Annotated in this window: 23 protein-coding genes and 1 riboswitch; of the genes, 6 read left to right on the forward strand and 17 right to left on the reverse strand. The window is 69.8% G+C overall.

What is annotated here, in order from left to right:
• Positions 1-77: 77 nt before the first annotated feature.
• The 11 genes from WG922_RS19520 to thiD are packed head-to-tail and all read right to left on the reverse strand — an operon-like array spanning position 78 to position 10,173.
• Positions 78-854: a thiazole synthase gene (locus WG922_RS19520; protein ID WP_340284566.1), complete on the reverse strand. Its 777-nt coding sequence runs from the start codon at positions 852-854 to the stop codon at positions 78-80.
• Between the two features lie 2 nt (positions 855-856).
• Entirely contained in the window at positions 857-1,060 is a 204-nt protein-coding gene (gene thiS / locus WG922_RS19525) for a sulfur carrier protein ThiS (RefSeq protein ID WP_340284567.1), read from the reverse strand.
• Positions 1,057-2,133, reverse strand: a complete 1,077-nt coding sequence (locus WG922_RS19530; RefSeq protein ID WP_340284570.1) for an FAD-dependent oxidoreductase — start codon at positions 2,131-2,133, stop codon at positions 1,057-1,059. Before WG922_RS19530 ends, thiS begins: the two co-directional genes overlap by 4 nt.
• A gap of 2 nt (positions 2,134-2,135) precedes the next feature.
• Positions 2,136-3,365, reverse strand: a complete 1,230-nt coding sequence (locus tag WG922_RS19535) for a thiamine phosphate synthase (protein WP_340284572.1) — start codon at positions 3,363-3,365, stop codon at positions 2,136-2,138.
• Between the two features lie 5 nt (positions 3,366-3,370).
• The gene (locus WG922_RS19540) at positions 3,371-4,138 is read right to left on the reverse strand and encodes an SDR family oxidoreductase (protein ID WP_340284574.1); all 768 of its coding nucleotides are present in this window, start codon (positions 4,136-4,138) and stop codon (positions 3,371-3,373) included.
• A 25-nt stretch (positions 4,139-4,163) separates the two neighbouring features.
• Positions 4,164-5,204 carry an ABC transporter substrate-binding protein gene (locus WG922_RS19545; RefSeq protein WP_340284576.1) on the reverse strand — a complete coding sequence of 347 codons (1,041 nt, stop codon included), beginning with the start codon at positions 5,202-5,204 and terminating at the stop codon, positions 4,164-4,166.
• The gene (locus tag WG922_RS19550; RefSeq protein ID WP_340284577.1) at positions 5,201-5,968 is read right to left on the reverse strand and encodes an ABC transporter permease; all 768 of its coding nucleotides are present in this window, start codon (positions 5,966-5,968) and stop codon (positions 5,201-5,203) included. Before WG922_RS19550 ends, WG922_RS19545 begins: the two co-directional genes overlap by 4 nt.
• On the reverse strand, positions 5,965-6,720 hold the full coding sequence (locus WG922_RS19555) for an ABC transporter ATP-binding protein (RefSeq protein WP_340284578.1): 756 nt from the start codon (positions 6,718-6,720) through the stop codon (positions 5,965-5,967). The genes WG922_RS19550 and WG922_RS19555 overlap by 4 nt, the downstream gene beginning before the upstream one ends.
• Positions 6,717-8,204: an acyl-CoA reductase gene (locus WG922_RS19560; protein WP_340284579.1), complete on the reverse strand. Its 1,488-nt coding sequence runs from the start codon at positions 8,202-8,204 to the stop codon at positions 6,717-6,719. Before WG922_RS19560 ends, WG922_RS19555 begins: the two co-directional genes overlap by 4 nt.
• The gene (locus tag WG922_RS19565) at positions 8,201-9,301 is read right to left on the reverse strand and encodes a LuxE/PaaK family acyltransferase (protein ID WP_340284580.1); all 1,101 of its coding nucleotides are present in this window, start codon (positions 9,299-9,301) and stop codon (positions 8,201-8,203) included. The genes WG922_RS19560 and WG922_RS19565 overlap by 4 nt, the downstream gene beginning before the upstream one ends.
• On the reverse strand, positions 9,298-10,173 hold the full coding sequence (gene thiD, locus WG922_RS19570; RefSeq protein ID WP_340284581.1) for a bifunctional hydroxymethylpyrimidine kinase/phosphomethylpyrimidine kinase: 876 nt from the start codon (positions 10,171-10,173) through the stop codon (positions 9,298-9,300). The genes WG922_RS19565 and thiD overlap by 4 nt, the downstream gene beginning before the upstream one ends.
• Positions 10,174-10,238: 65 nt before the next feature.
• Positions 10,239-10,333: riboswitch (TPP riboswitch) on the reverse strand.
• A gap of 203 nt (positions 10,334-10,536) precedes the next feature.
• Between thiD and WG922_RS19575 the strand changes: the two genes are divergently transcribed.
• Together WG922_RS19575 and WG922_RS19580 are read left to right on the forward strand one after the other, a co-directional pair.
• The gene (locus WG922_RS19575) at positions 10,537-11,808 is read left to right on the forward strand and encodes an amidohydrolase family protein (protein ID WP_340284582.1); all 1,272 of its coding nucleotides are present in this window, start codon (positions 10,537-10,539) and stop codon (positions 11,806-11,808) included.
• A 108-nt stretch (positions 11,809-11,916) separates the two neighbouring features.
• Entirely contained in the window at positions 11,917-12,126 is a 210-nt protein-coding gene (locus WG922_RS19580) for a hypothetical protein (RefSeq protein WP_340284584.1), read from the forward strand.
• 133 nt (positions 12,127-12,259) lie between these two features.
• On the opposite strand, the gene WG922_RS19585 is transcribed toward WG922_RS19580, so the two are convergent.
• Together WG922_RS19585 and WG922_RS19590 are read right to left on the reverse strand one after the other, a co-directional pair.
• Positions 12,260-13,162, reverse strand: a complete 903-nt coding sequence (locus WG922_RS19585) for an amino acid ABC transporter substrate-binding protein (protein ID WP_340284585.1) — start codon at positions 13,160-13,162, stop codon at positions 12,260-12,262.
• Between the two features lie 121 nt (positions 13,163-13,283).
• Positions 13,284-14,183 carry a LysR family transcriptional regulator gene (locus WG922_RS19590; RefSeq protein WP_340284587.1) on the reverse strand — a complete coding sequence of 300 codons (900 nt, stop codon included), beginning with the start codon at positions 14,181-14,183 and terminating at the stop codon, positions 13,284-13,286.
• Between the two features lie 139 nt (positions 14,184-14,322).
• Here WG922_RS19590 and WG922_RS19595 point away from each other — a divergent pair, with 139 nt between their 5' ends.
• On the forward strand, positions 14,323-15,555 hold the full coding sequence (locus WG922_RS19595) for a threonine synthase (RefSeq protein ID WP_340284588.1): 1,233 nt from the start codon (positions 14,323-14,325) through the stop codon (positions 15,553-15,555).
• Positions 15,556-15,671: 116 nt separating this feature from the next.
• On the opposite strand, the gene WG922_RS19600 is transcribed toward WG922_RS19595, so the two are convergent.
• Both WG922_RS19600 and WG922_RS19605 read right to left on the reverse strand, forming a co-directional pair.
• Positions 15,672-15,947: a hypothetical protein gene (locus WG922_RS19600; RefSeq protein WP_340284589.1), complete on the reverse strand. Its 276-nt coding sequence runs from the start codon at positions 15,945-15,947 to the stop codon at positions 15,672-15,674.
• Between the two features lie 36 nt (positions 15,948-15,983).
• Positions 15,984-16,961 (reverse strand): hypothetical protein, encoded by a 978-nt coding sequence (locus tag WG922_RS19605; RefSeq protein ID WP_340284590.1) that lies wholly within the window; start codon positions 16,959-16,961, stop codon positions 15,984-15,986.
• 362 nt (positions 16,962-17,323) lie between these two features.
• On the opposite strand from WG922_RS19605, the gene WG922_RS19610 reads away from it, so the two are divergent.
• Positions 17,324-18,598, forward strand: a complete 1,275-nt coding sequence (locus WG922_RS19610) for a YbfB/YjiJ family MFS transporter (protein WP_340284593.1) — start codon at positions 17,324-17,326, stop codon at positions 18,596-18,598.
• 79 nt (positions 18,599-18,677) lie between these two features.
• Here WG922_RS19610 and WG922_RS19615 read toward each other — a convergent pair whose 3' ends face one another.
• Both WG922_RS19615 and WG922_RS19620 read right to left on the reverse strand, forming a co-directional pair.
• Complete coding sequence (locus WG922_RS19615; protein WP_340284594.1) at positions 18,678-19,151, reverse strand: NuoB/complex I 20 kDa subunit family protein; 474 nt, start codon at positions 19,149-19,151, stop codon at positions 18,678-18,680.
• 135 nt (positions 19,152-19,286) lie between these two features.
• Positions 19,287-19,880: a helix-turn-helix domain-containing protein gene (locus WG922_RS19620; protein ID WP_340284595.1), complete on the reverse strand. Its 594-nt coding sequence runs from the start codon at positions 19,878-19,880 to the stop codon at positions 19,287-19,289.
• A 212-nt stretch (positions 19,881-20,092) separates the two neighbouring features.
• Between WG922_RS19620 and WG922_RS19625 the strand changes: the two genes are divergently transcribed.
• Together WG922_RS19625 and WG922_RS19630 are read left to right on the forward strand one after the other, a co-directional pair.
• Complete coding sequence (locus WG922_RS19625; protein WP_340284596.1) at positions 20,093-20,722, forward strand: uracil-DNA glycosylase family protein; 630 nt, start codon at positions 20,093-20,095, stop codon at positions 20,720-20,722.
• A gap of 244 nt (positions 20,723-20,966) precedes the next feature.
• Positions 20,967-21,791, forward strand: a complete 825-nt coding sequence (locus WG922_RS19630) for a plasmid replication/partition related protein (RefSeq protein ID WP_340284597.1) — start codon at positions 20,967-20,969, stop codon at positions 21,789-21,791.
• The last annotated feature ends 31 nt before the right edge of the window (positions 21,792-21,822 follow it).

Genomic DNA, 21,822 nt, shown 5'->3' on the forward strand with positions numbered 1-21,822 from the left:
GCAGCCTGTGCATCGCCACGCCCCGACTATGGGCAGCAGCGTCCCGCCACCCGGCCTTCACGCCCCGACGCATCGCGCTACAGCACGAAAGGCCGGCCGGTCACCGGCGTCGTGGGCACCGCCATGTCCTGGCGGGCCATGATGCCGGCCTCCCAGGCGAGCCTGCCGGCCTCCACCGCCAGCCGGAAGGCGCGGGCCATGGCGACCGGATCGCGTGCCTGCGCCACCGCGCTGTTCAGGAGGATGCCGTCGAAGCCCAGCTCCATGGCCTGCACTGCATCGCGCGGCGAGCCGATGCCGGCATCGACGATCAGCGGAACGTCGGGCAGGCGCGCACGCAGCGTGCGCAGGGCCGAGGGGTTGAGCAGGCCCTGGCCCGAGCCGATGGGCGCGCCCCAGGGCATGAGGATGCGGCAGCCGGCGTCGAGCAGGCGCTGGCAGCTCACCAGGTCGTCGGTGCAGTAGGGAAAGACTTCGAAGCCCTCGCGGGCCAGCGTGGCCGCGGCTTCGACCAGCTCGAACGGATCGGGCTGCAGGGTGTGCTCGTCGCCCACCACTTCGAGCTTGATCCATGGCGTGTCGAACAGCTCGCGCGCCATGCGCGCGAGCGTGATGGCCTCCTGCGCGCTGCGGCAGCCGGCGGTGTTGGGCAGCAGGCGCGCGCCGCTGTCACGCACCATGCGCAGGAAATCGTTGGGCTGGCCGTCGCCGGCCAGCTGGCGCTTGAGGCCGACGGTGACCACCTGCGTGCCCGAGGCTTCTATCGCCTCGCGCAGGACGGCGGGCGAGGGATAGCCCGCGGTGCCGAGGAAGAAGCGGCTGTCCAACGTGGCGCCGCCAATGGAAAAAGGCATGGTCAGCCTCCGGTGATGGGTTGGAACGTGAACACGTCGTCCCCCTCGCGCAGCACGCAGGCGGCGCGCTGCTGTCGGGGAACGAACTGCTGGTTGACGGCGGTGGCGAGAGCCTGCGGCGCGTCCGCGATGGCGGCGACGAGCTCCTCGAGGCTGCTGCCCTCGGGCACTTCGCGTACTTCGCCGTTGAGCGTGATGGTGGTCATGACAGTGGCTCGTCTGAGATGGAGGTGTGCTGCGAATCGGCCGACAGCGCCTGCTCGACCAGCGCGGGCCCGATGAGCCAGCCGTGGCGGAACAGGCCGTTGATCTGCGTCAGCCCAGGCGCCCGGTGCAGCTCGGGCAGGTTGTGCGGCAGGGCCGGCCGCAGGTTGGTTTCGGTGTGCACGATGCGCGCCTCGGCCAGTGCCGGCAGCACGCTGTGCGCGGCGGTGAGGAGCTCGACGGTGCTGCGCAGCGAAATGGGCGAGCGGTCCTCGCTCTCGATCTCGCTCGCGCCCACCAGCACGCGCTCACCGGCGCGAGGAACGATGTAGACCCGGTGGCGCGGGTGCAGCAGCCGCAGCGGCCGGTGCAGCACGAGCCCGGGGGCGTACAGGTGCACGATCTCGCCGCGTACGCCGCGCACCGGCAGCTGCGGCCTGGCGCCGGTGCCGCGCACGTCGAAGACCCGGTCGGCCTCGATGCGGCGCCCCTGCGTCTCCAGCCAGCCCGGGCCGACGCGCTCCACGGTGCAGCCCCAGTGGAAACGCGCGCCCGCGGCCGCGGCCGCCTCGGCCAGCGCCTGCATGGCGAGCACGGTGTCGATCTGCCCCTCGCCCGGCAGCAGCCAGGCATGCGGCAGGCGCTGCACGCCGGGCTCGAGCGCGCGCAGCCGCGCGGCGTCGAGCGGCTCGGGGCCGTGTCCGGCCGGCGCCTTCGCGGCAAGCAGATCGACCACGCGGCGCGCGGCCCCTTCGTCGCCACGATGGGCCAGCAGCAGGCTGCCCTCGAAGCGCAGGCCCAGCGGCGCGCCGATGTCGGCTGCGATGCGCGGCCACAGCGCCATCGAGCGCAGGCCCAGCGCGTACACCTGCTCGTCGGCGCACTCCAGCTCGGCCACGGGGCTGAGCATGCCGGCGGCGGTCCAGCCGGCCGCGCCGCGTGCGTCGGGCCCCGCAGCGGGGTCGAACACCTCGACGTGGTGGCCGCGTCGGGCGAGCTGCCAGGCGAGCAGCCGCCCGAGCAATCCGGCCCCGGCAACGGCGCTGCGGGGAGTGGCTGGTGAGTGCAGCGCCATGGTCACTCCACCGGCAGCGTCGGGTGCGGCCCGCCGGGCGCTGCAGCGTGGGTCGGCACCGCAGCGCGCCCCTGCGCGAAGGCCGCCTGCAACGCGGGCAGCACGCGGGCGGGGGCGTCGCCCAGGCCACGCACCACGCACACGCCGTCGGCACCGCAGGCGGCGGCTTCGCGCACCTGCTCGGGCGTGAGGATGCCGCCGATGGCCACGACCGGCGCCTGCGCCATCCGGCACCACCAGGCCAGGTTGTCCAGCCCCTGCGGCACCCAGGGCATGTCCTTGGTCGTGGTGGGCCACACCGGACCGCAGGCGATGTAGCGCGGCGCCAGTGCGCGTGCGCGGCACAGTTCCCAGAGGCTGTGCGAACTCACGCCCAGCGCCACACCGCTGCCCAGCAGCGCGGCGCGCCCCGCGTCGCCCAGCGCGAGCAGGTCTTCCTGGCCGAGGTGGACGCCCGGGGCGCCGAGTGCCAGAGCCTCCTGCCAGTGGTCGTTCACGAAGAGTTCGGCGCCTGCCTGCTGCGCGGCAACGATGCCGTCCTGCAGCGCCTCGCGCAGCCGGGCGCGCCAGGCATCGTCCGGCTGCGGCGGCGCCTTGATGCGCAGCTGCACGGTAGACACGCCGGCCGCGAGCACCTCGCGCAGCCGCGCCGCGCTCTCGAGCAGGGCGTAGATGCCGAGCGGTTTGCGCTCGCCGGCCACCGCCGCGGCAACGGCGAACACCGGCGCCTCCGACCACGACAGGCGCGGCAGTGCGCCGTCCAGCGCAAGCACCGCGAGGATCGCCGAGTCGGCGCCGACGAAGCCGCGCGCGCGCGCCTCGCCGAACGCGCGCCGGAAGCGGTCGCCGCGCTCGCTCGCCGCACCGCGCGTGCCGTGAACGTCGTGGGCTTCGGGCCGGCTGGCGGTCCCGCGATCGACTGCGCCAACAGGGTTTGCGCCGCTGCCGCTGCCGCTGCCGGCGCTGCCGGCGCTGCTGCTGTGGCCGCTGTTGTTGCTGTGGCTGCCGTGGCCGCTGCTGGCGATGTCGTTGATGCGGGACTCGCTGCTGAGCCAGCCGCGGGCATGCACCGTGTCGAGCCAATGCAGTCGGGTGCCGTCCGGCTGCGGCACGTCGAGCACGCACACGGTGCGTGCGCCCGCTCGCCGCGCGGCGGCCAGCGCGGGCACCGCAGCGGCGGCGGCGCCGGGTGGCAGCAGATCGAGATCGGGGGCGGAAGAAAAATCGGACATGCGGTTCACCTCATCACCAGGCCGCCATCGACGAACAGCACCTGGCCGGTCATGAAGCCGCTCCATTCGCTGGCCAGGAACAGCACCGGCCCGGCGATGTCCTCGGGGCGAGCGATCCGGCGCAACGGCGTCGCGGCGGCGACGGCATCGCGAAAAGCGGCGCGGGTGCCGGCGCTGGATTCGGTCGGGTAGACGAGCCCCGGCGCGACGCAGTTCACGCGCACGCCCAACGGCCCGACCTCGGCCGCCAGGTTGCGGCTGAAGCCGACCAGCGCCGACTTGGCGGTGGTGTAGTCGTGGTACGGAACGAGCGGGTGCTCGACCAGGTTGCTCACGAGGTTGACGATGGCGCCCTGCGCGCGCTGGCGCAGGTGCGGCAGCACGGCCCGGCAGGTGTGGAACGCGGCGCCCACGGCACCGTCGAACTGCTGCTGGTAGTCGGCCCAGGCGAGTTCGCCGAAGCGTTTGCGCTGCTCCGGATCGAAGGCGTAGGGTGCGAGGGCGTTGTTCACCAGGACGTCGATGCGTCCGAACTCCGCCACCGTGCGCTCGACCAGCGCTGCCGCCTCGCCTGCATCGTTGACGTCGGCCTGCAGGGCCACGCCATCGCCGCCCGCGGCCCGGCACTCGTCTGCCACGGCGCGTGCCGTCGCTTCGCGGCGCAAGTAGTTCACCGCCACCGCCGCACCGCGTGCCGCGAAGGCCCGCGCCAGGGCCGCGCCGATACCGCGCCCGGCCCCGGTGACCAGCACCACCTTGCCCGAAAAGTCCATGCCTGCGCCCTCCCCTGGCTGCATGTCAGTGGCCCGGCAGCAGGTCGGCGCGCACGACTTCGGCCATGTTCAGCGGCCGCTGGATCAGCCCGAGCCGGTGGTAGGTGTCGGCCGCTGCCTGCAGCGAGGCCAGGTCCATCGCCCCCAGGCCCTCGCGCTGCGTGCGGGGCGAGACGGTGGATGCGTTGCGCAGGCGCACGATGTCCAGGGCCAGGGCCGGGTCGCTGCCGTCGATGGCGCGGCGCGCGGCCAGCCGGGCCGCGTCTTCGGGCTGCGCGATCATCCAGGCCGCGGCGTCGCGGTAGGCCCGCAGGAAGCGCACGAGCGCCGCCTTGCGCTGGCGGAACACCTCGTCGCGCACCACGAAGAGGTCGCTCGAGACATTCAGCGCGTCGCGCACCTCGATCACGTTCACCTCGCCCAGCCCGCGCCGGCGGCCGATGGCCAGTCCGGTGTCGGTCGCCGCGGTGGCGTGCACCTGGCCCTGCAGCAGCGGCGCGAAATTGAGCAGCCCGGTGACCACGATGGTGACGTCGCTCTCCTTCAGGCCCGCCTGCTGCAGCAGCACCAGCAGGTTCTGCCGCGTGCCGCTGGCCAGGCTGTAGACGCCGATGCGCTTGCCCTTGAGGTCGGCCGCACGCGTGATGCCGCTGGATTTCAGGGCCACCACGTTGAAGACGTTCTGGGGATAGATGTCGTAGATGGCGCGCAGCTTCTCCCCCTTGTCGAGCGCGGCGAAGAGCGAGCCCGGGTCGGTGAAGGCCACGTCCGCCTGGCCGCTGAGGATGTTGCGGATCGCGTCGCCGCCGCCCGCGCCGGGCACGTACGACAGCGCGACGCCCTGTGCGCGGTAGAAGCCCTTGTCCTCCTCGACCAGCAGCGGCATGACCTCGGTGATGGGCTTGCTCCATCCGGCGACGGTGACCTTCTCCAGCGAGCCGGCGGGCGCCTGCGCCTTTGCCGCCGACGACAGCGCGGCGGCCGCGGAGAGCGCAGCGATGCGCAGTAGCGCGCGACGGGTGGGCTTGGCGTGGTGCATCTCGTTTTCTCCTTGTGCGGGTTTCATGAAACCGGTGCGTAGGGCCGCAGGAGCCAGCGCTCGAGCAGCAGGGTGGCCTGGTAGGCACACATGCCGAGCAGCGCGATCAGCACCAGCACGGCGAACATCAGGGGGGTGTCCATGGTCCCCTGCGCAGCGATGACCAGCGCACCGAGCCCCTGGCTCGCCCCCATGAACTCACCCACGACGGCACCCACCAGCGCCAGCATCACGGCGACCCGCAGGCCGGCGAGGATGCCCGGCAGCCCGGTGGGCAGCTTGAGCCGCCAGAGCACCTGAGCGCGACTCGCGCCCAGCATGCGAAACAGCTCCAGCCGCTCCGGCGGCACCTGGCGCAAGCTCGTGAGCGTGGTCTCGAGCAGCGGGAAAAAACAGATCAGTGCGGTGATGACCACCGTGGAGGTCAGCCCGAAGCCGAACCACAGGATGAACAACGGCATGAGCGCCAGCTTGGGCACGACCTGGCTCACCACCACGTACGGCATGAAGAGCGCCCGCAGCCACCGCGATTCGGCCATGGCGATGCCGGCCGCGAAGCCGATGCCGCAGCCCAGCACCACGCCCAGCAGCAGGGCCAGCGCCGTGGCGCGCAGGTGGGGCCAGAAATAGCCCGAGGCGAGCCCCGCCTGCAGCGCCTGCACCACCCGCGATGGCGCCGGCAGGACCAGCGCCGACAGGCCGAGGCTGCGCGCCGCCCACTCCCAGGCCAGCAGCAGCGCGGCCAGGAGCGCGAGGGACGCCAGTCCCATGCGGCGTGCGCTGCGGCTCATGCCGCAAGCTCCTGCGGCGCGTCCATGGCGGCGCGCAGCGCCGTGCTGTGGCGCGCGAAGGCCGGGTCGTCGCGCAGCGCCGTGGCACGGGGGCGGGGAAGATCGACGGCGAGGCGGCGCACGATGCGCCCGGCCGCCATGACCGACACGCGGTCGGCGAGGAACACCGCCTCGGCAATGTCGTGCGTGACAAAGAGCACGGTGGTGCCCTGGTCGCCGCACATCCTGAGCAGGTCGCGCTGGAGCTCCTCGCGCGTGATGGCGTCGAGCGCCGCGAAGGGCTCGTCCAGCAGCAGCAGCGCCGGGCGCAGCACCAGCGCGCGCGCCAGCGCCACGCGGCTTTGCTGGCCGCCCGAGAGCTGGCGCGGGTAGTGCCTCGTGTGGTCGCCCAGGCCCAGCTGCGCGAGCAGCGCGGCGGCCCGCTCCGTATCGGCGGGCAGTGGTTTGCGCTGCAGCGACACCGGCAGCAGCACGTTGTCGATCGCGCGCTGCCACTCCAGCAGCGTGGGCGACTGGAACACGAAGCCGACATCGGCGCGGCCCGCCGCCGGCGGATGCCCGCGCAGCCGCACCTCGCCTGCCGTCGGCGCGACCAGCCCGGCCGCCAGCTTCAGCAGCGTGGTCTTGCCGCAACCGCTGCGGCCGACGACGCAGTGGATTTCTCCGGCGTCGAGCGCGAGATCGATCCCCTGCAACAGGCGCGGCCAGCCCGGCACGCCGTAGTCCACACCCTGCAGCCTGAGGAAGCTCATGGCGCCTGCTCCTGCGCATAGGGCGCCAGCGGCTCGGCGGCGCGTTCGGCCGACTGCTCGATCTCGGCCATGCGCACGAGATCGAGCAGGTTGAAGCGGCCATCGTGGTGCCAGCCCGCCTCCGGGGCGCTGGTCGCGCCGAGGGCGCAGATGCGGGTCACGCCCACCGCGGCGAGCCGCTCCGAGAGGCCGTAGAGCGCCGCCGGCTCCACCGCGACGGCGGCGGTCTGCAGCACCTGCGCGTGGGGTGCGAGCCAGTCCACCGCGTCTTCCAGCCGATCGACGGCGATCACCTGCACGCAGCGCAGACCGGCCGTGGGCGCCAGCGGCAGCAGCCGGGGCGAGTAGGCCACGGACCAGGCCGCCTGCTCGTCGCCGATCAGCGCAGCGGCATCGTCGTGCTCGCCCGCGTCGGACAGTGCCCGCAGCTCGGCCGCATGGCGCCAGCCGGCGACGGCGCCGGCTTCCTCGAACGCCAGCGGGCGTCGCGGGTGTCGGTGCTCGACGCTCGCCAGTGCGGCGGCGAGGTACTGTGCGAACTCGCGCGGTGCAACCCGCGCACCTCGCTCGACGTAGAAGACGTGCGGCGCATAGCAGCCCTGCTGGTCATGGCGCGCGATGTCGTGGGCCGCGTCGCGGGCGGTCGCCGGCGCGCGCAGCGTGTCCAGCGCACGGCGGCCGACGAAAGCAACGCCGAGCTTGTGGCCGAAGTGCAGGAAGCGGGTGGCGGCGGGCACCTGTGCGCGCACCTGCTCGACGGCGGCGCTGCCGCCGTAGGCGAGCACCGCGTCGGCCTCGCGGTACAGCGTGGCGGCCGGCTCGGACGCTCCGCCCCGCCACCAGACGACGGCCAGGCAGTCGGCCAGCGGCGGATGGACCTCGGCCAGCACGCGCGCGAACAGCGACGCGAACACCGGCTCGTCGCTGGGCAGCTTGCCAATGGACGGCGCCTTGACCAGCAGGCCGCTGACCAGGCTCCACAGCGGCAGCCCCGGCACGTTGCCGCTCCAGCTGTGCGCCAGCAGCCGGGGCCCGAGCGCGCGCACCGCACCGCCCTTCACCGCCGGCTGGAACTCGTCGAGCACCTTGGGATTGGAGAAGTCCTCTGCGATGAACCGGTGCAGCTGCGGTGCACGGAAGCTGCGCAGGTACGACGTGAGGGCGAGCTTCACCATCTCTGCATCGAGCCCGGTGACGCGGGGCAGCAGCGCATCGGCCTCGCGGCGCAGCGGATCGTCGGCATCGAGCAAGCGGGCGACCGCCCGGTCGATGACGGCGACGATGGCCGACACCGGAAGCGGTTTCAAATGCGCTCGCCCCGCGTCGCGCACCGAGCGGGCGAGCGCCTGCATCTGCGCCGGCGCGAGCGTGGGGACCTCCACCACCAGCGGGCCGCGGGCCCCGTCGAATGCGAGCCGCTGCCACTGCGCCGCGTCGCGGTCGAACGCGGGCGGCAGGTAGCCGGCGCTCCAGAGCGTGCTCATGGCGTGCTCGCCTGCAGGAATTCTTCGGCCGCGAGCGAGCAGCCTTTGGCCTGCGCGCCCTCGGCGCGCCCGAGCAGGTGGAAGCCGCCCTCCACCGCCACGCCGACGTCTTCGGTGAGGATGGTGGTGGCCGAGTTGAAGCTGGCCAGATCGCAGTGCACCAGGATGCCGCGCGTGCCGGCCGGCAGCTGCGCGCCGCTGAGCGGATCGACGACGCGCGAGCGGATCCAGTGCGGGCCCGACTTGACCGAGGGCAGCACCGCGTTGCCCGCGTCGTAGAACTGTGTGCTCAGCTCGGTCATGCCGTACATGTTGATGCAGCGTTCGCGCGGCACGCCCAGGCGATCGGCGAGTGCTTCGTAGAACTGCGCCGGCGGCACCTCGCGCGAGCGGCCCTTCATGCCGCCGGTGTCGAGGATGCGGCTGCCGGCCGGCAGCCGCAGGCGCTCGCCGGAGGCCGCAAGTGTGTCCAGCAGGTGCACGAAGCTGTAACTCGCCCCCAGCACGGCGAAAGCCTCGCCGCTGCGCTCGGCCTGGCGCAGGCGCGCCAGCAGGCCGGGCGTGTCCATGCCGGCGGTGGTCACGAACCAGGCGCTGCCGGCGCTTCCGAAGTGCCGCACCGCCTGCGACAGATAGCGCGCGAGCGAAGAGTTGGCAAGCTCCGATTCGGGCGGAAACAGCACCGCCATCGGGATGCGCGAATCCTCGCCCGCCATGAAGCGCCGAGCGAAGTTGCGCAGCATCGAAGCGTCCCACACGGCCATGGTGGGGTGCCAGTGGCGGCCTACCAGCTCCGCGCGCGTGGTGCCGCTGGTCATGAAGACGCGCTCGCAGGCCTCGGTCGGCTCGCAGCTGAGCGTGGCCTCCTTGAAGGCGCCGATCGGCACGGCAGGAATGTCCTGCCAGCGGCTGACGCGGCGCGGCGTGATGCCGCGGCGCTGGCAGAAGCGCCGGTAAGCGCCGTTGTGCGCGACCTGGTGCGCGAAAAGCCGCGCGGCCATGGCGTCGAACTCGTCGTCGGTGCAGCCGCCCTGCGCGATGAATTCGAGCAGGTCCGCAACCAGCAGCGCGGTGTGGGCGGGCAGCGAGGCGGTCATTTTTCGAGTGCGAGCAGCTGCATCGGCTGCGGCTGCCAGGCGTGGTTCAGGGGACCGCTGCCGCCGCCGGTGCGCACCGCCGCGCCCGCCTGCAGGGCGCCGCGCACATAGGCGCTGGCCTCGCGCACCGCCTCGGCCAGCGGCAGGCCCCGGGCCAGGTGCGCGGCGACCGCGCTGGAGAGCGAGCAGCCGGTGCCGTGGGTGTTGAGCGTGCGGATGCGGCGCGCGCGCAGCCACATCGGCGGCGCGCCGGCCTGCAGCAGCAGATCGCTCACGGTGTCACTCGGAAGGTGCCCTCCCTTGAGCAGCACGGCCCGCGCTCCCCCGGCGAGCAGCTGCTGCGCCGCCGCGTGCATGTCGTCTTCGTTCGCCAGCGGGCGGCCCACCAGCAGGGCGGCTTCATCCAGGTTGGGCGTGACCAGCGCCGCGAGGGGGAACAGCTCGCGGCGCAGCACATCGACGGCTTCGCTGTCGATCAGCCGGGCGCCGCTGGTGGCGACCATCACCGGATCGAGCACCACGTGCTCCATCCGATGGCGGTCGATGGCCCGTCCCACCGCGCGCACGGTCTCGGCGCTGTGCAACATGCCGATCTTGACCGCGTCGGCGCCGATGTCCTCGAGCACGGCGTCGATCTGGGCGTGCAGCATGTCCAACGGCACCGGGTGGATGGCGCGCACGCCGAGCGTGTTCTGCGCCGTGAGCGCCGTGATGGCGGTCATGCCGAAGCAGCCCAGTGCCGACAGCGTCTTCAGGTCGGCCTGGATGCCGGCCCCGCCGCCGCTGTCCGAGCCTGCGATGACGAGCACCCGCGCATAGCGCAGCGTGCGGGCAGCTGCTTCGGCGGCGCCTGGAGTAATGTGAACGCTCAATCGGACCTCCTTCGCAAGCGGACTCGGGTGCTCCGAAGGAGGGACCTGCGGCCGGCGCGGTGCGCGCCGGGAGGCTGGGCTCTTCTTACGCCGGTACGAACCGGATCAAGTTCACGGGTCTGGATCTCAGCACGTCGCGCGTGCACCCCGGAGCGGCGCCGATTGTCGCACAGCGCCTCGGCGTCACGCCCGGTGGTCGATACGTCCGAACGGTTGCTCGACGGTCGAGCCAGCGCTGCTGCTGCGCGCCTTGCGCGCCGGCCCGGCGAGACGGCCGCCACGGAAGCGGTAGATCGGCGCCCGGCTCTGGTGGGCCGATCCCGGCCATCGCAGGTACGATGCCGCCATGCAAGGCCGCTGTCCATGCTCGACCTTCTGCTGCTGAACGCGTCCCTGCCGGACGGCCGCACCGGCATGTCGGTGGCCGTGCAGGACGGCCGCATCGTGCAGGTGGCGCCCGGGCTGCAGGCGCCTGCCGTCGAGACCGTCGATGCGCAAGGGCAGCTGCTCTCGGCCGCCTTCGTCGATGCGCACTTCCACATGGATTCGGCGCTGAGCTACGGCCAGCCGCGCGTCAACGCCAGCGGCACACTGCTGGAGGGCATCGCCCTGTGGGGCGAGCTCAAGCCGCAGCTGACCCAGGAGCACGTGATGAACCGCGCCCTCGCCTACTGTGACTGGGCGGTGGCGCGCGGCCTGCTCGCCATCCGCTCGCACGTGGACGTGTCCGATCCTTCGCTGCTGGCCGTGCAGGCGCTGCTGGAGGTCAAGCGCCGCGTCGCGCCCTACCTCGATCTGCAGCTGGTGGCGTTTCCGCAGGACGGCCTGCTGCGCTCGCCCGGGGCGCTCGACAACCTGCGCCGCGCGCTGGCGCTCGGCGTCGATGTGGTCGGCGGCATCCCCCACTTCGAGCGCACCATGGCGCAGGGCGCCGAGAGCGTGCGCCTGCTGTGCGAGCTGGCCGCCGAGCAGGGCCGCCTGATCGACATGCATTGCGACGAAAGCGACGACCCGCTGTCGCGGCACGTCGAGGTGCTGGCCAGCGAGACGCAGCGCCTGGGACTGCAGGGGCGGGTCACGGGCTCGCACCTCACGTCCATGCACTCCATGGACAACTACTACGTGTCCAAGCTGATCCCCCTCATGGCCGAGGCCGGCCTGGGCGTGGTCGCCAACCCGCTGATCAACATCACGCTGCAAGGCCGCCACGACAGCTATCCGAAGCGGCGGGGCATGACCCGTGTGCCGGAGCTGCTCGCGGCGGGCATTACCGTCGCGTTCGGACACGACTGCGTCATGGACCCCTGGTATCCGCTCGGCTCGGCCGACCTGCTGGAGGCGGCGCACATGGGGCTGCACGTGGCGCAGATGACAGGCCAGGCGGCCATGCGCCAGTGCTACGACGCCGTCACCACGAACCCCGCGCGGCTGCTGCACCTGGAGCGCTACGGACTCGAGGCCGGCTGCAACGCCGACCTGGTGCTGCTGCAGGCGCGCGACCCGGTCGAGGCGATACGCCTGCGCGCCACCCGGCTCAAGGTGTGGCGACGCGGCCGCCTGGTCGCCGAGACGGCGCCTTCGTCGGCCCGCCTGCACCTGCCCGGGCGGCCGGGCCAGGTGGACTTCAGGACCTGACGCGGCGCGCTGGAGCGCTTCTGTCTTGCGGCGCCGAGCGATTTGAGGCGCATCTCGCGTCAGGCATCATCGCGACACCGCACCGCGCCACCTGGAGTGCTGTCAATCATGAAACTTCTTTCGCTGCTGTTCGCTGTCCTTGTCGTGGGGGCACTCACGCTCACCGCACACAAGTCCATGAACGCCCGCAGCGCCACATCGGCGACCGGAGCGCCGCCGATCGACGTTCGCAAGCCGGCAGGCGGCGTTCCGCTGGAAGCCTTCTCGCCGGAGGCCGCCGAGGCAGCGACCAAGGCGAGGATGGAGCGCGCGCAGTAGCGCAGTCCTCCAGGCCGGGCGATCTCGTGCAAGGGACATTCGCTGCCGCACCGGCGAACGCCCGGCCATCGCGTTCGATGTCTGTCCTCCACTGTCCGCTGCGCTCCTGCCCGGGGGCAAGCCCCGTGCAGGCCTACTTCTTCGCATAGTCTTCCATCGGCCTGTCGTTCAGGTCCGCCCATGCTTGACGCGTGCTCTCGTTCAGCGGGTATCCAACGCTTACGTTCTTTGGCGGAATGGGCTTCATGAACCACTTGTCCCAAAGCGTGGCCAACTCTCCTGACTTGGCCATTTGAGCCACGGTTTCCTGCCCGATCCTGCGAAACTGCGGATCGTCCTTGCGGACCATGATCGCTATCGGCTCGACATTCAGCACGTCCGGCAGGATCTTGTATTCGGCAGGATTCTTCGAGACGGCGATGTTGCCCGCGAGGATGGCGCCGTCCAGCACGAACGCATCGGCACGTCCGCTTTGCAGCAGCAGGAAGCTCTCGTCGTGGTCCTTGCCATGCAGCTCCTTGAAGCTCACGTTTCCCGTCCGCTGGTGTTTGCGCAAATGCTGAACCGAGGTCGCACCAGTGGTCGTGGCTATCGTCTTGCCGTCGAGTTGTTCGAGCGAGTCGATCCCCGAATTCTTCTTCACGGCGATCCGCACCTCCTCCACGAAGGTGGTGGGCAGGAATGCGACGTCCTTCTGGCGCGTGGCATTGTTGGTCGTGGACCCGCACTCCATGTCGATGGTGCCGTTTTGCAGAAGCGGAATCCGGTTCTGGGAGGTGACCAACTGGTACTTGATGTCCAGCTTGCGTCCGATCGCCTTTTCCACGTTGGCTACGACCCGGTGGCACAGGTCGATGTGGAAGCCGGCATGGCGACCGTCTCCGAGCGCGTACGACATTGCAACATTCGACTCCCGAACACCTAGCGTGATGCTGCCGGTTTCCTTCAGTTTTGCGAGGGTGTCGTTGCCCTGCGCCAATGGGGTGGTGGTAACGAGCGCCAGGGCAATGCTGGCTAACACGGCGTGCTGCTTCATGCTGTCTCCGGGAGGTTGCGAAGGTGTGCTGCCAATTTAGGCCCGCCACACGTTTCCTCGCCAGAGACGGCGCCTGAATAGCCCGATTTCATTTTTGGCACGGCGCGCGCCCGGCCGCCGCTCACTCCGTTCCGGTGCCTGCCAACCGCTGTGCAGCGCCCGAAAGTACGCGCCTGACGAAGTCGCCGGCCCGGCCGATGCGGGGACTGGATTGAACTCGCCGGTTGACCATGCAGGACAACTCCAGGCTTCCGACATCCGAGGGTGCCAGGAGGCGGACCAAGCCCGGCGTGCCGTCTCCCAGGATGCAGGGCAGCAAGGTACATCCGAGACCGGATCGGGCGGCGGCCACACGCGCGTGCACGCTGTTGCTGCGAAAGACGATTGCAGCGCCCTTGCCACCCCGCAGATCCCAGCGGGCGGGAGCCACATGCCCCGGCGAGTCGTCGAACGCGATAAGCGTGTGCCCCTCGAAGCGGTCCATCGCAACCGGACGCCCATGCCGTTCAAGGTACTCCGCGCTCGCGTACACGCCGAAACCGACGCTGAAGCTGCCCTCGACCACGAAATCGCCATGCGAGATGTCCTCGTAGCGCAGCGCGATGTCCGTCTCACGCTTGATCAGTCCAGAAGCAGGGCTCCCGGTGACGAGCTCGATGCGAAGCTGCGGCCACTCGCCATGCAATTCCGTGAGGCGCTCCGCCAGCAAGGCGCTTGCGATCACTTCCGGCGCCGTGAGGCGGACCTCGCCTGCGACCTCCCCTGGTCCGCCGGCAAGCCCCTCCCGCACCCGCGCCAGCTCGGCCTCCATCCGCTGCGCCGACTCGAGCAGGCGCTGGCCCTCGGGAGAAACCACATAGCCGGTCTTTCGTTCTTCGAAGAGTCGGACGTTCAGCGTCTCCTCGAGGCGGCGGACATGCCGCCAGGCCGTGACCTGTGATACGCCGAGGTTGCGGGCCGCTGCGGGGAGGCCGCCGCCCGATGCAACGGCGAGGAAGTGTTGCACGTCGTTCCAGTTCATCGTTTCAAATCTGAAATCGGCCGATTCATGGGCGGCCCGTCAGGAGCAGGCGTTTCGGGCTTTAGATTCTGGCGTCAGGAGCACGGAGCGCAACTGGTGCGAACCCAGCGCCGGCGCACGTACCGCGGAGCCGCACCACATGAACGACGCATCGATCGAGCGCTGCCACCTGACGCACCTCGAATGCAGCTTGACCGGAGACGTGTACCCCGCGCACTCGCGTGCCGGACTGTCGGCCGCGGGGCGCCCCCTGCTGGTGCGCTACGACTTATCGGCCGTGGCTCGGGCTCTGACCAAAGACGCCCTGAACGGAAGGCCCGCAGACATGTGGCGATGGCGGGAACTTCTGCCCGTGCGCAGGACGGAAAACATCGTGTCGCTCGGCGAGATCACCACCCCATTGCTCGAGTCGCCGCGCTTTGCGCGAAGGATCGGTGCCCCCGGGCCCTTGCTTATCAAGGACGAGGGGCGGCTTCCCACCGGATCGTTCAAGTCCAGGGGCCTTTCCGTTGCAGTGTCGATGGCCAAGGAACTGGGCGTCACCCGCGCCGTCATTCCGACCGCGGGCAACGCCGGAGCTGCCTTCGCGGCGTACTGCGCCCGCGCCGGGATCGAGTCATTCGTGTTCTGCCCGGATGACGCCCCCGAATCGACCATCGCGGAAGCGAGCCTGTTCACTCCGCATGTCTGGCGCGTCAACGGACTCATCACCGACCTGGCTCCCCTGATCCAAGGCGGCAAGCGGATTCTCGAGTGGTATGACATGTCCACGCTCAAGGAGCCCTACAGGCTCGAAGGCAAGAAGACCATGGGCTTCGAGCTGGCAGAGCAGTTCGGCTGGGAGCTGCCGGACTTCATCTTCTATCCGACCGGTGGCGGCACGGGATTGATCGGCATGTGGAAGGCCTTCGACGAACTGGAGGCGATCGGTTGGATCGGCTCCAAGAGGCCGCGGATGGTAGCGGTCCAGTCCCGCACGTGCGCTCCGATCGTTCGCGCGTTCCAAGCCGGACATTCCGAAGCGGCGCCCTGGGAAGACGGCTTCACCGAGGTACCTGGCGTTCGCGTGCCCTGGACCGTCGGGGACCGCCTCATCCTGCAGGTGCTGCGGGAGAGCGAGGGTTTCGCCATTGCAGTCGATGATGGCGCTGTGGCCCAGGCGAGGATCGAGCTCGCTGCCTCCGACGGTATCAACCTCTGTCCGGAAGGCGCTGCCACCCTGGTGGCCTACCGCGAGTGCGTCCGACGCGGAGATATCCCCGATGGGGCTTGTGCGGTGCTGTTCAACTGTGCGTCCGGGCTGAAGAACCCCGTGCCGGCTCCTACGCGGCACATCGATCGGCATCACGCAGTGGACTATTCGCGGCTCTGATCGGATCCGCAGCGAAGGCCCACCTTCTTACCGCCGAATGGCGAAACAGAGGACGCCAGGCGACCTGCGCTGGCGGCGCACAGCGTGGATCGGCCACCGTGCGCCGTTCATGGCGATCACCCTGCGCAGGCATCGGCAATGCGCCGCCGCGTCACCGACGCCGCACCGGTGGATTCCGACCAGCACGAATCGAACTCCGACGCGCACAGCCCAAGGTCGCGCAAACCAACGGCATCGAGGCGCGCGAACTCGCGGCGCGCGGCGGCCCTTCGCCGGTTGGCGAACCACGCGATGCGCAACGAGCGAAACTCCGCGCGGACGTGGCACGCAAGCCGTCCAAGCGTGGCGATGAAGAGCCCGAGTCGGGCTGGGTCCTGGTGCACGGCATTCATAGCGTAGCTCCCGATCTGGATCCGTGGCGAGGCTCGTCACGCCGCCATCGGCAGGTGAACCTCGGGCCGCCGCGGAACCGCATACGTCAGAGGCGCGAGCGCCGCCTTCACGCGCTCCGCTTGTACCGTGTCGAGCATGCCGAAGAACACCTTCTGGAAGCGCGGTTCCATGGCCCCGGAAACGATGTACTGCCAGCGGTAGGCCTTCAGCACGCCTTGGGCGATCTGCTCAACCTGATCCGGCGTGAAGCTGCTTTCCGCGATCGATATGAAATAGCGCGCATCCTCACCCCCCTGCGCCTGCAGCAGGCCGTCCACAGCGGTTACAAGCTCGATGAAGTCGCCCAGTGCGGCGTCGCGCTGCGCAGGCGTGAGCCGCGCGTTCTCCCGCGTCAGCTCGATCTCGTCCAGCACGGCGTGCTGGGCCTCTTCCTTCCAGTGGAATAGGAACACGTCCTTCCACAGTTCGGAGAGGTCCGCCTGCGGCTCGATGCTGCTGCGATAGTGCGCCTGCACGAAGAGTTCGATGTGCAGCGTCAGCGCCAATACGCCCCAGGTGCTCTTGCCCATCACCAAGCGCGCCACATCGTTGGGGTCGGCCGCCTGGCGATACCCCGCGGGCATGTCGGCGGTCATCTGCGCCTCGAGTTGGCGGAACAGCTCCTGGTGCTTGATCTCCTCCTCGCCCATACGCACCAGCGCCTCGAGCGCGAGCTGGTCGCCAAACCAGTGCTCACGGCTGACGTCCAGCACCTTCGCACTGATGAAGCGCTCGACCAAGCTGAAGAGATAGGCATACGTCCGGCCCTGCACCTGGCTGAGCCGCCGACGGTCGGTGGGAGAGAGGAATTCAAGCTCATCGACTAGTGACAAGCCTGCCGGCAGGAACGCGCGGCTGTAGTCGAAACGGCGCCCGCGAATGACATCGCGCTCGATTTCCCAGCGCACGCGCTTGGAGATGTTGATGCACCGGGCATAACGTTGCGCGTCGTGGGTGGTGGTGGAAGAGGTCATGGTGGTCTCCTGTCAATGAGGTCTGAGGGCGCACCGACATGGCACGCTGTGATGCAGTCTGCGGAACGCCTGTAACAGGCCTGTGTTGGGCGACAGATCGTCTTGTGTTCGCATTGCTACCGCGCGAACCCGCTGCGCAAAGCAGCAGCGAGGTCTGTATCCATCGTGTAGCAGGTCCGTTGCAACGGACCGCATGGACGTCAGGCCGCTGCCAATCAGCCCTCCCCTGTGTTGTCGCGCGGTCGGCCGTCGCCTGGAGCTGCCTGCGAAGCAGTCGCAAGGTCGCACGCCGCACCTCCACGGCCCTGCAACTGCAAGCCGGTCCCGCGCGTTGCAATGCCCATGCGACACTGCGCCCCGCCATGCAATCCCCGACAAACACACCCACTGCCGCCACCATTGCCGCAGCCGGACTCGTGGCCCTCGCGGTGGCCATGGGTATCGGCCGCTTCGCGTTCACGCCGCTGCTGCCGATGATGCTGTCCGAGGGGTCGGTGGACTTGCCGGGCGCCGGTCTGCTGGCCAGCGCCAATTACCTCGGGTACCTGTTGGGCGCCCTGGGATGTACGTTTCAACCGTGGGTCTGGCGCCGCTTCGGGTGGGCCACGTCCGTGCAAGGGCCGCGGCTGGTTCGCGGTGGACTGGTTGCAACGGCGCTGTTCACGACAGGCATGGCGCTGCATTTTCCCGCGGCGTGGCCCCTGCTGCGGTTCGCAGCGGGAATTGCGAGCGCCGTCGTGTTCGTCTACACCACCGGCTTTTGCCTGGAGCAGCTCGCGTCGCGCGCGGTCCCGGCGATGGGCGCACTGATATACGTTGGGCCCGGGGCGGGCATCGTCGCCAGCGGACTGGCAGCGAGCGCCCTGGTGCAGATGCAGGCTACTGCCGCCTCGGGCTGGCTGACCTTCGGGATGCTGGCGGCGCTGCTGACCGCCCTGGTGTGGCGTGTCTTCGAAAACCGCATGCCCACGCCGACGCCGACGCCGACGCCGACGCCGGCAAGTGCAAGTGCAAGTGCAAGTGCAAGTGCGTGTGCACCGTCCGCACAGGCTCCTGTGCTCCCACCTGGCGGCACGGGCGAGATGGCGCTGCTCACCGTGGCCTACGGGCTGGCCGGCATCGGCTACATCATCACGGCCACCTTCCTGCCCGTCATCGCCCGCCAGGCGCTGCCCGGATCGCCCTTGCTTGACGTGTTCTGGCCCCTGTTCGGGGTCGGCGTGATGGTGGGAGCCCTGCTGGCCTCGCGCATGCCGGCCGGAGTCGATCTTCGCCTGCGGCTCGCGGCTTGCTATGTACTGCAGGCGATGGGAGTCGCGGCCAGCCTGGTGAGCCCGACGCTCGGCGGATTTGCCATCGGCAGCCTCCTGCTTGGCTTGCCTTTCACGGCCATCACCTTCTTCGCCATGCAGGAGGTGCGCCGCCTGCGGCCGACGGACGCCACCAGCTTCATGGGCCTGCTCACCGCCGCATACGGGCTGGGCCAGATCATCGGGCCACCGCTCGCCGTGTGGTTGGTCGCTCGCACCTCGAGCGCGGCCGCCGGCTTCGGCCTTTCGCTGTGGCTCGCGACAGGGCTGCTGCTGGTCGGTGCTGCGCTGTACGTGCTGATCGCGCGAAGGCACCGGCTGCGCTGAGCGGGCGCGGTCGCTTTTCGGACCTGCATGGCATTGGGGTCGCCGCCTTCGGCATCCTGTGCTGCGTGCCGCTTGTGCCTCACCCGCGGTGGAAGATCGCCGTCCGCTTGATCTTCTGCTGGAGTTGAAGCACGCCATAGAGCAGCGCCTCGGGCGTCGGCGGACACCCGGGCACGTAGATATCGACCGGGATGATCCGGTCGCAGCCGCGGACGACCGAGTAGGCATAGTGGTAGTAGCCACCGCCGTTCGCGCAGGAGCCCATGGACAGCACGTAGCGCGGCTCGGCCATCTGGTCGTAGACCTTGCGAATCGCCGGCGCCATCTTGTTGGTGAGCGTGCCCGCCACGATCATCAGGTCCGCCTGGCGGGGACTGGCGCGCGGAATCATGCCGAACCGGTCGAAGTCGTATCGCGCCGCCGCCGTATGCATCATCTCCACCGCGCAGCATGCCAGCCCGAAGGTCAAGTACCACAGGCTGCCGGCATGCGCGGCTCGGATCGCGTCGTCAACGGTAGTCAGGAGAAAGCCGGCCTCGCCGCAGGCTGTCATGCGCGAAGGCTATGGCCGCGCGCTCTCGTCGTCTTGAAGAATTCGGACACGCGCCGGTTCGAGCGACCAGCTTTCGCGGTCCTGCAACAGCGCCCGTCGAAGCTGTCCCGGTGTGCTGTCGGCCAACTCGCGCATCTAGCGCGTCATGTGGGCCTGGTCCGCGTATCCCGAAGCGACCGATACCTCGGCGAGGCTGCCGTGCGACTGCAAGCGCGCGAACTGCAATACCGCGCGCTCCCACCGCGTGATGCGCAGCCATGCCGCCGGGGCAAGGCCCATCGCCTGCTGAAAACGGCGCCGATACTGGCGTGCACTGCAGCCGCATGCCGCGGCGGCCGATTCGACACCGCCCGAGCGCAACGCATCGAGCGACAGGCGGGGCCCGGCTGGCGGCGTCGAACCGAGGAATCGCTCCAAGGCCTGCCACACCACGGTGCGCGCCGCCTCGTCGCCAGGATGCCTGGCTAGCGCGTCCAGGGCATGGTGCGTGATCTGCTCGAGTTCCAGAGAAACGATCTGATCAACGGCTTCCGCAGCGTCGATGCCCAGCAAAGGCCCGAGCAGCCATGGCTGCATGACGACGCTGGCCGACGCGAGAACGCCCGGCACCACCGTATCGACAGGGCGCGAGAAAGGCCCCGTAACGAACACCCGCGGCAGCGGGCGGCCCGCTCGTTGCACCAGGCCTTCGCCGATAAGGTTGATGCATGCATAGACGTTGGCCTGCACCCGTGCGCGAACGCCAGCGCCTGCCACCCCGCCGCTGACCTGGCGGGTGATCAGGCACAGAAACCAGGGGCGCAGGTGCTCCGGCGCTGGCAGCGCCTGGACAGACTGCTGCATCGATTCGACTGATGCCATCGTTTCAGTCTACCGGTGCAGCGGCAGATCGCGCCGGTGGATGTCTGCCGTGGGCCCAGGCAGCACTGCCAGAATGCCGCATGCATGGAGCAACCGCACTGGAGCAGCTTCGCTGGATCGGCAGCGAACTCGAGGGCATCGACCTGGATTGCTACCGCCGGCACGGGCGCGACCCGAAGGAGCCGGTGCTGGGGCTTGGGAACGCGCAGGCGCGCTGGTGCTTTTTCGGCAGGGACCCTGGCGAACAGGAGGTGCGGCTTCAAAGGCCGTTCGTCGGAGGCGCGGGGCAGAAGATCCGGGCGGTGATGGCCGAGCTCGCATGGAGCGACGACGACATCTACTGGATGAACACGGTGCCCTTCAAGCCGATCGGCAACAAACCGTGGCCCGTGGCGGTGCGCCGCAGGTGCCGACCGGCGCTCCTGCAGCTTCTTGCCTCGTGGCGCGGCGTGTCGGTCGTCACCTTCGGAGAGGCTGCGTTCAAGTGGTTCGGGATGGGAAGCCCGGAGACCCGTCGAACCATCGAGGAGTTCTGGGCGCGTGCGGACAAGTACGACGCATCCCTGCAAGTCGATCTCGAGATTGCAGGCGCCGAGCGTCGATTCACGCTCCATCCCGTTCCGCACCCGTCAGGCGCGAACGCGGTGTGGGCCGCGCAGTTTCCCGATCTGCTCAAGGCGCGCTTGTGTAGCGGCGCCCGCGCTACTTGATCGGGCGCCGAGCGACGCGGCGCCGCAGCTGCACGCCTGCTTGGCAATGACGGCGGCGGCGGCTGTGGCGGTGCGCTCGCGCTTGCCCGGTGTTCAAGCGCAAGCGGCACTTTTTCGCATGCTCGCCACCTGCGGTCGGTTGCAAGGTTCGCGCGACGAGATGGGGCTGGTTTCGCCTGCCCGGCCGCTCAGTCGCTGCCTACAATGCGCGTCCCCTGCACTCCTTGCGCACCCACATTCCCCGATGGACATCGTCGTCAACGAAGAGATCAAGGCTTACATCGATCCGCTGAGCCCCGAGGAGTACCGCGCCCTCGAACGCAGCATCCTTGCCGAGGGTTGCCGCGACGCGCTCGTGCTATGGGGCAGCACGCTGGTCGATGGCCACAACCGCTACGCGATCTGCCGCCAGCATGGCCTGTCCTTCCAGACCGTGCAGAGCACCCGGTTCCGTTCGATAGAAGACGTGCACCTGTGGATGATCGACCAGCACCTGGGCCGTCGCAGCCTGTCCGATTTTCAGCGCGGCGTCCTGGCGCTGCGCAAACGCGAGATCGTTGCCGAGCGCCTGGCGCGCACGGCGTCCGAAACGGAGCCCGAGACACCCCCCTCCTCCAGTACTTCGGCCGCTGAGACCGTCGCATCGGTGCCTGCCACCGCGGCGCAGGAGACGACGCGCGAGGCACTTGCCCGCGTCGCTCGCCTGAGCAGCAATCAGGTGATGCAGATCGAGAAGATCCGGAAACAGGCCGCGCCCGACGTGGTGGCGGCCGTCAAGGCGGGCGAGATTTCGATCAACGCCGCAGCCACCGTGGCCAGCCTGCCCTGGGAGGAACAGGTTGCGGCTGCCAGTGGAGGAAGGCAGGAGCTGAAACAGGCTGCCAAGCGGGCACGCGAATCGCGCAAGAAACCCGTCGCCGCGCCGCAGTCTGCCTCTGAGCAAAGCGAGCCTGACGCAGGCGAGGACACCATCGAATCGCTGCGCCAGAGGGTGGCCGCTCTGACGGCGGAGAACATGCAGCTGCGCCAGCAATTGGCGCAATTGCAGGCGCAGCCGGCAGGCGGTTAGCGTCTGCGCGCGCAGCCGTTGGCCGGCGGCA

The organism is Ramlibacter sp. AN1015 (genome assembly GCF_037726105.1).
Classification (GTDB): Bacteria; Pseudomonadota; Gammaproteobacteria; order Burkholderiales; family Burkholderiaceae_C; genus Ramlibacter.

What these genes read in the sequence shown, in the direction of transcription:
- WG922_RS19520 (WP_340284566.1), bottom strand. Translation starts at nt 854, where the DNA reads ATGCCTTTTTCCATTGGCGGCGCCACGTTGGACAGCCGCTTCTTCCTC.
- thiS (WP_340284567.1), bottom strand. Translation starts at nt 1,060, where the DNA reads ATGACCACCATCACGCTCAACGGCGAAGTACGCGAAGTGCCCGAGGGC.
- WG922_RS19530 (WP_340284570.1), bottom strand. Translation starts at nt 2,133, where the DNA reads ATGGCGCTGCACTCACCAGCCACTCCCCGCAGCGCCGTTGCCGGGGCC.
- WG922_RS19535 (WP_340284572.1), bottom strand. Translation starts at nt 3,365, where the DNA reads ATGTCCGATTTTTCTTCCGCCCCCGATCTCGATCTGCTGCCACCCGGC.
- WG922_RS19540 (WP_340284574.1), bottom strand. Translation starts at nt 4,138, where the DNA reads ATGGACTTTTCGGGCAAGGTGGTGCTGGTCACCGGGGCCGGGCGCGGT.
- WG922_RS19545 (WP_340284576.1), bottom strand. Translation starts at nt 5,204, where the DNA reads ATGAAACCCGCACAAGGAGAAAACGAGATGCACCACGCCAAGCCCACC.
- WG922_RS19550 (WP_340284577.1), bottom strand. Translation starts at nt 5,968, where the DNA reads ATGAGCCGCAGCGCACGCCGCATGGGACTGGCGTCCCTCGCGCTCCTG.
- WG922_RS19555 (WP_340284578.1), bottom strand. Translation starts at nt 6,720, where the DNA reads ATGAGCTTCCTCAGGCTGCAGGGTGTGGACTACGGCGTGCCGGGCTGG.
- WG922_RS19560 (WP_340284579.1), bottom strand. Translation starts at nt 8,204, where the DNA reads ATGAGCACGCTCTGGAGCGCCGGCTACCTGCCGCCCGCGTTCGACCGC.
- WG922_RS19565 (WP_340284580.1), bottom strand. Translation starts at nt 9,301, where the DNA reads ATGACCGCCTCGCTGCCCGCCCACACCGCGCTGCTGGTTGCGGACCTG.
- WG922_RS19575 (WP_340284582.1), top strand. Translation starts at nt 10,537, where the DNA reads ATGCTCGACCTTCTGCTGCTGAACGCGTCCCTGCCGGACGGCCGCACC.
- WG922_RS19580 (WP_340284584.1), top strand. Translation starts at nt 11,917, where the DNA reads ATGAAACTTCTTTCGCTGCTGTTCGCTGTCCTTGTCGTGGGGGCACTC.
- WG922_RS19585 (WP_340284585.1), bottom strand. Translation starts at nt 13,162, where the DNA reads ATGAAGCAGCACGCCGTGTTAGCCAGCATTGCCCTGGCGCTCGTTACC.
- WG922_RS19590 (WP_340284587.1), bottom strand. Translation starts at nt 14,183, where the DNA reads ATGAACTGGAACGACGTGCAACACTTCCTCGCCGTTGCATCGGGCGGC.
- WG922_RS19595 (WP_340284588.1), top strand. Translation starts at nt 14,323, where the DNA reads ATGAACGACGCATCGATCGAGCGCTGCCACCTGACGCACCTCGAATGC.
- WG922_RS19600 (WP_340284589.1), bottom strand. Translation starts at nt 15,947, where the DNA reads ATGAATGCCGTGCACCAGGACCCAGCCCGACTCGGGCTCTTCATCGCC.
- WG922_RS19605 (WP_340284590.1), bottom strand. Translation starts at nt 16,961, where the DNA reads ATGACCTCTTCCACCACCACCCACGACGCGCAACGTTATGCCCGGTGC.
- WG922_RS19610 (WP_340284593.1), top strand. Translation starts at nt 17,324, where the DNA reads ATGCAATCCCCGACAAACACACCCACTGCCGCCACCATTGCCGCAGCC.
- WG922_RS19615 (WP_340284594.1), bottom strand. Translation starts at nt 19,151, where the DNA reads ATGACAGCCTGCGGCGAGGCCGGCTTTCTCCTGACTACCGTTGACGAC.
- WG922_RS19625 (WP_340284596.1), top strand. Translation starts at nt 20,093, where the DNA reads ATGCATGGAGCAACCGCACTGGAGCAGCTTCGCTGGATCGGCAGCGAA.
- WG922_RS19630 (WP_340284597.1), top strand. Translation starts at nt 20,967, where the DNA reads ATGGACATCGTCGTCAACGAAGAGATCAAGGCTTACATCGATCCGCTG.